This is a genomic window from Pseudomonas sp. LJDD11 (genome assembly GCF_024584215.1).
Taxonomy (GTDB): Bacteria; Pseudomonadota; Gammaproteobacteria; order Pseudomonadales; family Pseudomonadaceae; genus Aquipseudomonas.
This window is the reverse complement of sequence record NZ_JANJFL010000020.1, coordinates 53,805-66,172: the sequence shown is the minus strand read 5'-3', so window position 1 is coordinate 66,172 and position 12,368 is coordinate 53,805. Positions and strand designations below refer to the sequence as shown.

General features: G+C 63.1%; 10 protein-coding genes. 3 read left to right on the top strand and 7 right to left on the bottom strand.

All coding sequences use genetic code 11. From position 1 onward, the window contains the following. Window positions 1-282 precede the first annotated feature (282 nt). Complete coding sequence (gene mqo / locus NRB16_RS20630; protein WP_045484883.1) at window positions 283-1,926, top strand: malate dehydrogenase (quinone); 1,644 nt, start codon at window positions 283-285, stop codon at window positions 1,924-1,926. A gap of 596 nt (window positions 1,927-2,522) precedes the next feature. Continuing rightward, window positions 2,523-3,662, top strand: a complete 1,140-nt coding sequence (locus NRB16_RS20625) for a polysaccharide lyase family 1 protein (RefSeq protein ID WP_253139898.1) — start codon at window positions 2,523-2,525, stop codon at window positions 3,660-3,662. 66 nt (window positions 3,663-3,728) lie between these two features. On the opposite strand, the gene gspF is transcribed toward NRB16_RS20625, so the two are convergent. From gspF to gspG, 7 genes are read right to left on the bottom strand one after another with little or no spacing between them, the layout of a single operon-like run. Further along, window positions 3,729-4,940, bottom strand: coding sequence for a type II secretion system inner membrane protein GspF (gene gspF, locus NRB16_RS20620; RefSeq protein ID WP_045484889.1), 1,212 nt, complete (start codon window positions 4,938-4,940; stop codon window positions 3,729-3,731). Further along, window positions 4,940-6,358, bottom strand: coding sequence for a type II secretion system ATPase GspE (gene gspE / locus NRB16_RS20615; protein ID WP_253139897.1), 1,419 nt, complete (start codon window positions 6,356-6,358; stop codon window positions 4,940-4,942). The genes gspF and gspE overlap by 1 nt, the downstream gene beginning before the upstream one ends. Beyond that, window positions 6,355-8,709 (bottom strand): type II secretion system secretin GspD, encoded by a 2,355-nt coding sequence (gene gspD, locus NRB16_RS20610; RefSeq protein ID WP_257106829.1) that lies wholly within the window; start codon window positions 8,707-8,709, stop codon window positions 6,355-6,357. The genes gspE and gspD overlap by 4 nt, the downstream gene beginning before the upstream one ends. Beyond that, window positions 8,706-9,254, bottom strand: a complete 549-nt coding sequence (locus NRB16_RS20605) for a type II secretion system protein M (protein ID WP_257106828.1) — start codon at window positions 9,252-9,254, stop codon at window positions 8,706-8,708. The genes gspD and NRB16_RS20605 overlap by 4 nt, the downstream gene beginning before the upstream one ends. Next, window positions 9,247-10,419 (bottom strand): type II secretion system protein GspL, encoded by a 1,173-nt coding sequence (gene gspL / locus NRB16_RS20600; protein ID WP_257106827.1) that lies wholly within the window; start codon window positions 10,417-10,419, stop codon window positions 9,247-9,249. Before gspL ends, NRB16_RS20605 begins: the two co-directional genes overlap by 8 nt. Further along, window positions 10,416-11,387: a type II secretion system minor pseudopilin GspK gene (gene gspK, locus NRB16_RS20595; RefSeq protein ID WP_257106826.1), complete on the bottom strand. Its 972-nt coding sequence runs from the start codon at window positions 11,385-11,387 to the stop codon at window positions 10,416-10,418. The genes gspL and gspK overlap by 4 nt, the downstream gene beginning before the upstream one ends. Before the next feature lie 8 nt (window positions 11,388-11,395). Continuing rightward, complete coding sequence (gspG, locus tag NRB16_RS20590; protein WP_045484903.1) at window positions 11,396-11,845, bottom strand: type II secretion system major pseudopilin GspG; 450 nt, start codon at window positions 11,843-11,845, stop codon at window positions 11,396-11,398. Window positions 11,846-11,980: 135 nt separating this feature from the next. Here gspG and gspI point away from each other — a divergent pair, with 135 nt between their 5' ends. Then, window positions 11,981-12,367 (top strand): type II secretion system minor pseudopilin GspI, encoded by a 387-nt coding sequence (gene gspI / locus NRB16_RS20585; protein WP_045484905.1) that lies wholly within the window; start codon window positions 11,981-11,983, stop codon window positions 12,365-12,367. Window position 12,368 lies beyond the last annotated feature (1 nt).

Below are 12,368 nucleotides of genomic sequence, written 5' to 3'. Positions count from 1 at the left end.
GTGATCCACTGATGGGTGTGAGTTAAACAGGCTTGCCCTGGCGCCACGACGCCAGCCAGACCTGAGCAGACAAGTGTCATCGAAGTCGCTGAAGCCAACAACTTATAAGAAGTCAGCACGGGAGGGACATAACAATGAGGTCGATCGTTATCGATCTGGTGAGTCGCCCTTCCAGTCTTGTTGAGGATGGGTCCGGCCCCAATGGCATCTGATATGCCTGCGGCCAGGCCAGTCTCAGCCCAAGAATGGTGGGAGGACGGCATTAATCCTAGGAACTACAACATGTTTAAGAAAGTGAACACGGCCTTGCTGGGCTTGGCACTCTCGGCGGGTTTCATGTCTGCCCATGCTGCCGAAGCCAAAAAAGTGGATGTACTGCTGGTCGGCGGCGGCATCATGAGTTCGACCCTGGGTATCTGGCTTAACGAGCTGGAACCAGGCTGGTCGATCGAAATGGTCGAGCGCCTCGACGCGGTAGCCGAAGAAAGCTCCAACGGCTGGAACAACGCCGGTACCGGCCACTCCGCCCTGGCCGAGCTGAACTACACGCCAGAAGGCAAAGACGGCAAGATCGACATCTCCAAGGCGATCGAGATCAACGAGTCGTTCCAGATCTCCCGTCAGTTCTGGGCCTGGCAGGTCAAGAGCGGCGTGCTCAAGGACCCTCGCTCGTTCATCAACTACACACCGCACATGAGCTTTGTCTGGGGCGACGAGAACATCGCGTTCCTGAAAAAGCGCTATGAAGCGCTCAAAGCCAGCCCGCTGTTCAGCGGCATGGAATATTCCGAAGATCCGGCGCAAATCAAACAGTGGGTTCCACTGATGATGGAAGGCCGCGACCCGAGCCAGAAGATCGCCGCCACCTGGAGCCCGATCGGTACGGACATGAACTTCGGTGAGATCACTCGCCAGTTCGTCGGCCACCTGAAAACCAAGCCTAACTTCGACCTCAAGCTGTCCAGCGAAGTCGAAGAGATCAAGCGCAATGCCGACGGCACCTGGCGCGTGACCTACAAAAACCTCAAAGATGGCACCGAGAACTCGACCGACGCCAAGTTCCTGTTCATCGGCGCCGGCGGTGGTGCCCTGCACCTGCTGCAGGCATCCGGTATTCCTGAAGCCCAGGAATACGCCGGCTTCCCGGTGGGTGGCTCGTTCCTGGTGACCGAAAATACCGAAATCGCGGCAGCTCACCTGGCCAAGGCTTACGGCAAAGCTTCGGTCGGCGCACCACCGATGTCGGTTCCGCACCTGGACACCCGCGTGCTCGATGGCAAGCGCGTCATCCTGTTTGGCCCATTCGCGACCTTCTCGACCAAGTTCCTGAAGAACGGCTCGTACCTGGACCTGCTGACCAGCACCAACACCCACAACATCTGGCCAATGACCAAGGTCGGCATCAAAGAGTACCCGCTGATCGAGTACCTCGCCGGCCAGGTCATGCTGTCTGACGAAGATCGCCTGGAAGCCCTGCGCGAATACTTCCCGAACGCCAAGCAAGAAGACTGGCGTCTGTGGCAAGCCGGCCAGCGCGTACAGATCATCAAGCGTGATGAAGAAAAAGGCGGCGTGCTGAAACTGGGCACCGAGATCGTTGCATCCAAGGACGGCAGCATCGCCGGCCTGCTGGGCGCATCGCCGGGTGCTTCGACTGCCGCTCCAATCATGCTGAGCGTGCTGGAGAAGGTCTTCAAAGACAAAGTCGCCACCCCGGCCTGGCAGGAAAAGCTGCACCAGATCGTGCCTAGCTATGGCACCAAGCTCAACAGCAGCCCTGAAGCAGTTGCCAAAGAGTGGGCCTACACCGCTGAAGTGCTGCAACTGCCGACCCCGCCGGCAGTGAACGGCAACACTGCAGTTGCCCCGGCAGCAACACCGGCCAAGCCACGTGAGAGCAACGCAGCGACCGATATGGCGCTGTAAGGCGGCACATTGTTGCGACTGCTACATCCCGAGCCCCGTCAGGCCTTGCCTGGCGGGGCTTGTTTTTTTTGCCGTAAACGCTGCCAGGGCCGGGCGACGGAAAAATGTTACAGCCGTCGTTACCCGGTAACGGTCGCGCAATGTCCAGCCAACGCCAATCACGATGATACGCTCGAACTAGAGCGACCAAAGCCCAACTAAGCAAACCTCATCACACAACAAAAGAAAAGTTACCATTCTACTCACGCACTAACCCGTCACTATTCAGCCCCTCGCCAACAAAACCTTTAAAGCCAACCAACAGACTCATTAACCAACTGAATTTAATAGATTTATCTATAAAGCCTGACTATCTATGGGCGCTCTTTCAAGCTCTTTGGTGCGCGCACTCAGGCACTATCAACCATGAACGGGATAGCGTGAAAGAGTGCTCACTTTTGCCAAAAAAGTCATACGACAACACACCAATAAACTGCTAGGCTGCTTCTCGCAGCGGACGTTATTCGCTGCTAGAAGGCGATAAGGACGTCCGCTCGAGCAACGTTCCGGTTACCCGGTGCGTTAAATACTCAAGTTAATCAAGGATCCGATTACTTATGACCAAGCCTGCAACTTTCACTGCCAGCAAATTGGCGAGCGCTGTTGTCGCCTCGCTGTTGTTCACCAGCCTGGCTGCCCAGGCCGATATCGCCACCGACGTCGCCACCACCGGCTGGGCCACCCAAAACGGCGGCACCAAAGGCGGCTCGCGTGCTGCGGCCAACAACATCTACACCGTCAAGAACGCCGCCGAGCTAAAAAGTGCGCTGAGCGCGTCAGTTGGCAGCAATGGCCGGATCATCAAGATCAGCGGCATCATTGATATCAGCGAAGGCAAGGCCTACACCACCACCGCAGACATGAAAAAACGCGGCCGCCTGGACATTCCGGGCAAGACCACCATCGTCGGCATCACCAACAATGCCGAAATCCGCGAAGGCTTCTTCTACGCCAAAGAAAACGACGTGATCATCCGTAACATCACCATCGAGAACCCATGGGATCCCGAGCCGATCTGGGATGCCGATGACGGCAGTGCAGGCAACTGGAACTCCGAATACGATGGTCTGACCATCGAAGGTGCCAACAACGTGTGGGTGGACCACGTGACCTTCACCGATGGTCGCCGCACCGATGACCAGAACGGCACCGCCAATGGTCGTCCCAAGCAGCATCACGACGGTGCGCTGGACGTCAAGAATGGCGCCAACTACGTCACCATCTCCTACACGGCGTTCAAGTCCCACGAAAAGAACAACCTCATCGGCTCCAGCGACAGCCGCACCACCGATGACGGCAAACTCAAGGTCACCATTCATAACAGCCTGTTCGAGAACATCTCGGCCCGCGCACCACGGGTGCGGTTCGGCCAGGTGCATCTGTACAACAACTACCATGTGGGCAGCACCAGCCATAAGGTCTACCCGTTCAGCTATGCCCATGGCGTTGGCAAGAACTCGAAGATCTATTCCGAGAAGAACGCCTTTGAAATCTCCGGTATCAGCGGCTGCAGCAAGATCGCCGGCGACTACGGTGGCAGCGTCTACCGCGACCAGGGTTCGACCCTCAATGGCAGCACGCTGAGCTGCTCGTGGAGTTCGAACATCGGCTGGACCCCACCCTACAGCTACAACCCGTTGAACGCCGACAAAGTGGCCGCCGACGTCAAAGCCAAGGCCGGTGCCGGCAAACTCTGACCCAGCCCGGTGACCCGCGCATGAAGAACCCTCGGCAACGAGGGTTTTTTTATTACGCCTGACGCGTCACTGCACCAGCTGGTTGATCTCGATGATCGGTAGCAGCACGGCCATGACGATCAGCAGCACCACCGCGCCCATGACCACGATCATCAACGGCTCCAGCAGCGCGGTCATGCCCATTGCCCGGCGTTCGATATCCCGCGACAGGGTCTGCGCCGCACGGTCGAGCATGGGCGGCAGCGAGCCGGTTTTCTCACCACTGGCAATCAGGTGAATCAGCAGCGGCGGGAATACATTCTCCATGCGCAGCGCGGTGGCCAGGTTCACACCTTCACGCACCTTGGCAGTGGCTTCGCTGACGCTCAGGCTCAACCGGTCGTTGGACAAGGTCTGACGCGCCGCCTCCAGCGCCCTTAACAGCGGCACCCCGGCGCCGCCAAGGATCGCCAGGGTCGAGGCGAAACGCGCGGTGTTCAGGCCCAGTACGAAGCGGCCAAACAGCGGTAGCCGCAGCACCCGGCGATGCCAGCTCAGGCGCGCCGCCGGCCGGCGCAGGTACAGCCGCCAGGCCCAGAAGCCACCGGCCAGCATCGTGGCGCACAGCCAGCCCCAGGCGCGGATGAAATCGCTGGCTTCGAGCATCGCCACGGTCAGCCCCGGCAGGTCCTGGCGCGCCTGGGAAAACGCACTGACCACCTGCGGCACCACATAGCTGAGCAGAAAGATCACGATGCCGACCGACAGCAGCCCGACCACGCCGGGATAGATGAACGCGGTCAGAATCTTGCTGCGCAGGTTGTTGCGCTCCTCGATGTAGTCGGCCAGTCGCTCCATGACCTGGGCCAGGTCGCCGGACTCTTCACCGGCCGCAATCAGCGCTCGGTAGATGTCCGGAAAATCCTGGGGCCGCGCCGCCAGCGCGTCGGCCAGGCGCATACCGCCACGCACATCAGTGCGCACTGCACTGAGGGTCTGGGCGACGTGCTTGCGTTCAGCCTGCTCGACGGTGGCGCTCAGGGCGGCTTCCAGCGGCAGGCTGGCACCGAGCAGGCTCGCCAGTTGGCGGGTGGCCCAGGCCAGATCGTTGTCCGTCAGCCGCGCGCTGAACAGTCCTGCGCCACCGTTGCTGGCCGTGCTGTCTTGCTGGTGCACCGACAACGCCGTCAGGCCGCGGCTGCGCAGAATGCCAAGCGCCGCGCTCTGGCTGTCTGCGTCCAACAGACCGGACTCAAGCTTGCCATTGGCGTCGGCGGCTTCAAACCGGTAGCGATTCATCACACGTCCCGTGTCACGCGCAGGATTTCCTGCGGCGCGGTAGTACCGTTGCGGATCCAGCGTTCGCCATCGTCACGCATGCTGAGCATGCCGTTACGCTGCGCCGCGGCCCGCAGAGCCAGTTCACCCGCGCCCTGATGGATCAGGCTGCGGATATCGTCATCGATACAAAACAACTCATGAATCCCGGTACGGCCGCTGTAGCCGGTGTGGTTGCATTCAACGCAGCCAAGCGGCCGCCAGGTGCCGGGCGCAGCCGGGTCTGGTTGCCGGCAATGCACGCACAGGCAGCGCACCAGGCGCTGGGCCAGCACGCCGAGCATGGATGAGGCGAGCAGAAAAGGCTCGACGCCCATGTCAATCAGACGGTTGACCGCCGACACCGCATCGTTGGTGTGCAGGGTGGCCAGCACCAGGTGGCCGGTGAGTGAGGCCTGGACCGCGATCTGCGCCGTTTCCAGATCGCGAATCTCGCCGATCATGATGATGTCCGGGTCCTGGCGCAGGATGGCGCGTAACGCCAGGGCAAAGGTCATGTCGATTTTGGCGTTGACCTGGATCTGGCTGATGCCCGGCAAGTCATATTCGACCGGGTCTTCCACGGTGATGATGTTACTGATGGTCGCATCAAGCCGAGCCAGCGCGGCGTACAGGCTGGTGGTCTTGCCGCTGCCGGTGGGGCCGGTGACCAGCACGATGCCGTGGGGCTGGCGGATCAGCGTATCGAGCCGGGCCAGCAACTGTGGGTCCATGCCCAGGCTTTCCAGGTGCAGACGCCCGGCCTGTTTGTCGAGCAGGCGCATCACCACCCGCTCACCGTGGCCGGTGGGCACGGTCGAAACACGAATGTCGATCGGCCGCCCGGCGACCCGCAAGGCAATACGGCCGTCCTGGGGCAAGCGTTTCTCGGCAATGTCGAGCTGGGCCATGATCTTGATCCGCGACACCAGCGCGCCGTGCAGCGCCTTGCGCGGCGAAACCACCTCGCGCAGCGTGCCATCGACCCGATAACGCACCACCGAATGGGTTTCGAACGGTTCGATGTGCACGTCGCTTGCCTGGTCACGCGCCGCCTGGGTCAGCAGGGCATTGATCATGCGGATCACCGGCGCGCCGTCCTGAGTGTCGAGCAGGTCGGTGACTTCCGGCATGTCCTGTATCAGCCGGTCAAGATCGACTTCATTTTCCGCCGCACCGACCACTGCCGCCGCGCTGCCGGTATCGGCGTAGGCACTGGCCAGCAAACCGTCAAGCTCGTCATCGCGTACCCGCTGCAAGCGCGCCGGGCCGAACTGGCGCCGCACCTCGCTGATCGACCAGCCCGGGGTCGACGGGCAAACCGTCAGTACCGCCCCATCCGGGTCTGCGCTGAGCAAAATGCGCTGGGCCTTGGCCCAGGCATAGGGCAAGGCGCTCATAACGCTGGCGTTCCTTGCACGGGCAGCGCACTGCCACGCGGCGCCGGCACACCCAACGCGGCAGGCGGCAACTGCGGCGCCTGCATATCCGGCATTGCCCAGTTGCGTTCCGGTTGCAGCGCGCTCTGGGCACGGCGGATAAAGTCATAACGATTGAGCGTGATGCTGCGTCCTGCCGCGCTGTCGCGGATGATGTAAGGGCGCAGGAACACCATCAGGTTGGTCTTGTTGAGCGAGCGCCGCTCATTGCGAAACAGCGCGCCGACGCCCGGCAGGCTGCCCAGCCACGGCACCGCTTCGTTGCTCTGGCTGTAGCCATCCTGCAGCAGGCCGCCCAGCACCATGATCTGCCCGTCATCGAGCAGGATGCTGGTATCAATGGCACGCTTGTTGGTGACAATGCCTGCGGAACTGGAAGTCGACGACGCACGCTCGTCGATGCTGCTGACCTCCTGATAGATGTCGAGCTTGACCGTGCCGCCTTCGGAAATTTGCGGCCTTACATTGAGTTTCAGGCCGACCTCTTCGCGGGTCACGGTCTGGAACGGGTTGTTGCTGGTGCCACCGCCACCGGTCACGTAACTGCCACTGACAAACGGAATGGTCTGGCCGACGAAAATACTCGCCACCTCGTTATCCAGGGTCAGCAGGTTAGGCGTCGACAACACGTTGGAGCCGCCCTTGCTCTTCAAGGCGCGGGCCAGCACCTTGAGGTCGAGGATGCGGCCAATACCGGGGATCTCCACGGTGCCATTGACGTAGCCCAGGTTCAGCCCCTGGGGCAGCACATCGACACTGCTCTGGCCATTGAGGTTGAGCCCCGAGCCGCCCAGGTTGGCACCGCCGATCACCCCATTGCCATTGAGGTTGCCGGTCTGCCATTGCACACCGAATTCGTTGGCGTCGTCCTCGGCCACCTCGACGATCAGGCTCTCGATCACCACCTGTGCACGGCGCTGGTCGAGCAGGTCGATGACCTCGCGCAGGTTGCGGTACAGCGGCTCCGGCGCGGAAATCAGCAAGGTATTGGTGGTGGTATCGGCCTGGATGGTCACGCCACCGGCGCTGAACGCGACGTTCTGCTCGCCTGCCGCCGCGGTGCCCTGGCCGTAAGCAGCGCCGCTGGACTGGCCAAAACCACTGGTCACGGCGCTGCTCGACGCACTGGCTGACGCTGCACTGCTGCTGCCGGATGAGCTCTGGCTTTGCCCGTTCTGCGCGGAGTTGCTGCCCATCGAGCTGAGGATCGAGCGCGCCGGGTCACCATTGCCGCTGTCACTCTCGCCAGTCAGCAGACCGCGCAGCGCTTGCGCCAGTTTGCTGGCCTGGGCGTTGCGCAGGTAAACCACATGCAGATTGCTCGGGTTACTTTGCGCATTGTCGAGCTTGTAGATCAGGTTGCGCGCCAGGTGCGTGCGTTCGGGGCTGCCGGCGCGCAGGATGATGGTGTTGGAGCGCGCATCGCCGATCACCGAAATCTTCTGGGTCGGGTCACCACCCGGTACATCAAGCAGCTCGGCCACCAATGGCGCGATGTCCACGGCAATGCCGTTCTGGATCTGCACAACATCGGTGTCAATGGCGCTGGGGGTGTCGATCTGCTCGATCAGTTGCGCGACCCGCGCCAGGTTATCGGCCTCGTCAGTGATGACGATGGTGTTGTTGCCGGGGTAAGCGTTGATCGGGTTATTGGGGGCCACGATCGGGCGCAACACCGGAATCAGGTTCACCGCGTTTTCATAACGCAGCCGAAAGGTGCGGGTGATCATGCCGTTGCCGGCCGGTTTGTCGGCACTGTAGATCGGCCCGCCGAGCAGCTTGGCATCGGCTTCCGGCACCACCTGCGCGACCCCGCCGACATCCACCACACTGAAGCCCTGCATGCGCAGCGCCGCCAGCAGCATGCTGTAAGCCTGACGCGCCGGCACCTGGCCTTCGGAAACCAGGGTCAGGTTGCCCTTGACCCGCGGGTCGACCAGAAACTGCTGGCCGGTGGCGCGCGACAGCGCACGCACCACAGCCTGAATATCGGCCTCGACAAAATTCAGCGTCACCGGCTGCTCGCCCAACCCCAGACCGGCCGCTGATCGGCCACCGCTGCTGGCGGCGGTACGGCCGCGCTCGCTGATGTTATGCAGTTGCCGTGGCGCAGGCCGCGCTTGCTGTTGCGCACGCTGGCGATCAAGCAGCGCATCGCCGCTGCGCGGGGTATCGGCCAGCGGCCGGCCCAGCTCGCTGTCGACCAGCAAAGGCGGCTGGTGCGGCGCGCGGCTGCTGGCGCAGCCGCTCAATGCCAGCAACAACAGCAGCGGCAATACCCTGCGTCCTGCCTTGGATTGTGACCCCTTCATGAAGCTTCCTTAGCGCCCTGCGCCTGATCCATGCGAACAGTGCCAGACAAGGTCCCAGCGCTGTCATCGGTAGCGTTATCGCCGGCCCGTTGCAGGTGCGCTTCGACGACCGGCAGCGCGCCGGGCCGTTGCCGCCCCAGCAGCCAATCGATCAGCGCATCGGCCGGGGCCGCATCGAACGTCAACTGCCAGCCGCCATCGGGCCCGGCCTGCAACTGGTAATGCCCGGCCAGCCCGTAAGCCTCCAGGCCCTGCCTGAGCGCTTGCTCGGTGTCGCCGCCAGCGGCCTGCACACCGGCTTCGCGCAGCAAGCTCTCCAAGGCCTGGGCCTGGCCTTGCAGCTTGGGCGTTTGCGCTTGCCAGTAGGCAATGGTCTTGAGCGGTGGCTGAATCAACAGTGCCCACAACAACAGCCCGACCAGCAGCAGCGCCCCACCCGTCAGCACCCGCTGTTCGCGCAGCGACAGAGCCTGCCAGGCCGCCTGGCCGCGCGTACGCCAGCGCAGCCAGTGGGCGCGAATAATGGCCGGCGACCGCTTACTCATCGATGTCCTCCAGCGGCTGGTCACGAATGTCCGCCGTGGCTGGCGCCGCATTCAGGGTCCAGATCCGGTCAGTGCGCGCGGCGCTGAGCCCCGCCTGGGCCAGGGTTGCCTGCACGGTCTGGTCAGGCGCCAGTGCCGCACTGTCCGCCGCCAGCTCCAACTGCAATTGGCCGTTGCTGAAGCTCAGCCGCTGGACGCTGCCGACCAGTGCCGGCAGCGCCTCGCCGGCCTGCTGCAGCATGGGCACAAAGCTCTGCGCTGGCATGTGCCCCGAGCCACCCTGCCGCGCCGCCAACTGCTGGCGGGCTTGCTGTAGCGGGTTGAGAATCACCGGCAGTTCCGGGAAGGCCTGGCGGACTTGCGCACTCATCTGCGCCTTGAGTTGCTGGCCGTGCTGCGCTTCACGCGCGGCGTAAAAATTCAGGCCCAGCAACCATACCGTGATCGCCAGCGCGCTACAGGCCAACGCCTTGCCCCAGCCCGGTGTCGAGGCGCCTGCACGGCTTGGCGAACCCTGCAGCCCCCAGCCCGGCACCGGCCCCGACCAGCGCTGTTCAGGCGCCGTGTGCGGTTGCGCACCTTGCGGGGCCGGCTCACCGATCCAGTGCACAAGGCTGCCGCGCAGCGCCAACGGCTCCAGATGATCCTCAAGCATCGGCTCGACCGCCGCGTGATCCAGGCCATGACGCACCAGCAGGTGCCCGTCTTCGACGCTGGCGCTGATCGACCCTTGCGGGGCCAACGCCAGCCGGTACGGCGCCGGATACAAACCGGCCAGCTTCAGACGGTGCTGGGTCAATGCCAGGCTCAGACGCTGCAGGTCGGCCTTGGCCAGCCATCCGACCGGCACCTGCCCGTCATCGCCGCGGCGGCCATGGGCGACCTGCAGCGCCTGACGGCTGCCCAGCACCATCGCCTCGACGGCGCACGCCACGGCAGCGCCGAGCCGGCCGGCCGAGAGCGGCGGTAACGGTAAACGGGTGAGCACGGTGTCTGAAGGGTGCAAAAAACACTCGGCGCTGGCCGGCCCGGTGCTGCCCAACTGCCGGACTGTGCTGTGGGCAGCTTCCAGCAGCTGCCCATGACGGTCGAGGCGGGCAAACTCCAGCGGGCTGTCGGGGGTCAGCTCACGCAGCGGCGGCAGGGCAATGCGCAGCCGGCTCATACCCCAGGCCTCGCCCAGATCACTCGCGGCATCTCGTGCTGCGTACGATACAGCAAGGCTTCCAGCGAACTGCGCCGACGCTCTTGGCGGGTCTGGCCCTGATACAGAAACCATTCGCTGGTGATGCCGACATTCAGGCTGTCGATCGACACCTGCGCAAGCCCCAGGCGGTTGACGAAGTCACCACGGTTGATGAACCACTGGCCACGATCACGCGCCTGCACCAGCACCCTGGCCTGGTCCAGCGCCAGCCCCGGCACCACGGCCGCCAGTACTTCGGCACTGGCCGTGTTGCTGTTGACCCAGGTATTGCCCGGAATGATGCTGACGTAACGGCCCAGCCGCTCCAGCACCGCCTCATCAATACCCGCAATGCTGCGCAGGTCGCTCAACTGACTGAGTATTGGCAAGCTTGCCGGCACTGGCCGGCGCGCCGCATCAAGCCGATTGGAAAAACCGCCCGAATCGCGCCCCGTGGCCAGGCTGTCAGCGCCCTCAGGATAATGCGGGAAAGACGCAATGACCCTGGCACTGATGCGCCGCGCCAGGCCGGGGTCGATATCAATCATTGCGCACAACCGCTCGAAGCTGCGCAGTTGACCGCTGTCGAGCCGTTCGTTAAGCAACAGATTATGCAGGTTGAACTTGCCCTGCTGGTCTTGCAGGCGCGCCTCAAGCGTCTGGCCGGCATTGCCGGGGCCGTACTGCCCGAGCGGCTGATTCCAGAGCTGATCGGGCCGGGTGACCGAATCTTGCTGGCCGGCAACCCACAACAAGCGGCGGCCCGCCTCCAGGCCGCCCAGCAGCACCTGGCTGCCCTGCACCCGAAACTGCTCGGCCTCAAGCGTACGGGTGAACACCCCTTGGCGCGCCAGCATGCCGGCGGCAATCACCGCCACTACGGTGACAATCAGCAAGGCGCTGATAATCGCGACGCCGCGCTGGCGGGTGGGCAGATGAGGGCTCACGGCGGCGCTTACAGCTGCCAGGAACCGATATCGGCATTTACGCCGTCGCCGTCAGGCTGCCCGTCGGCGCCCAGCGAGAAGACATCGATCTCACCATTGGCACCGGGGTTGAGGTAATAGTAAGGACGTCCCCAAGGGTCGTTGGGCAAACGTTCAAGGTAGGCGCGCCAGTTATTGTTTCTGGCATTGGCGGGGCGCTCGACCAGCGCCTTGAGGCTCTGGTTCTGGCTCGGGTAGCTGCCGTTATCCAGGCGGTAAAGCTTCAGCGCCTGCATCAGGCCGGCAATGTCCTGCTTCGCGGCGGTGGCTCTGGCCTGGTCTGGCCGGTCAAGCACCTTGGGCACCACGACGGCGGCAAGAATACCCAGAATCACCACCACCACCATGATCTCGATGAGGGTGAAACCACCTTGACGACCACGGCCTGACGGCGTGGATTTGAGGCACGCGAAATCCATTTCACTCTTCCTTGACTTGTTTCAATCCTCCACGCAGTGTAACAAAACTAACACTGTTGAATAGCCCAATACCCAGCCCCTCAGGCCAGGCCGATACGCTGTTGATCCGCCGCCTGTTTCGAGCAAGAGTCAGCCATGGAGCGGTTGCGCAAGGAGCGAGGTTTTACCCTGATCGAGGTGCTGGTCGCCCTGGCGATCATTGCCGTGGCGATGTCAGCGGCCGTGCGCGTCGCCGGCCTGATGACCCAGAGCAACAGCCTGCTGCACGACCGCGCCATTGCCCTGCTGGCGGCCCAGAGCCGCATCGCCGAATTGCGCCTGGAAAACCGGCCGGCGCGGGGCGTGCGCAGCGTGCGTTGCGATCAGGGACGCCTGCAACTGCGCTGCGAACAAAGCATTGCCGCCATGCCTGACGGGCAATTGCTGCACGTTCAGTTACGGGTGCTGGATAACCAGCGCCAGGCACCGCCGCTGGCCAGGCTCGAAACCCTGCTCAACCCGCCGCAGGACACCCCGCAATGAA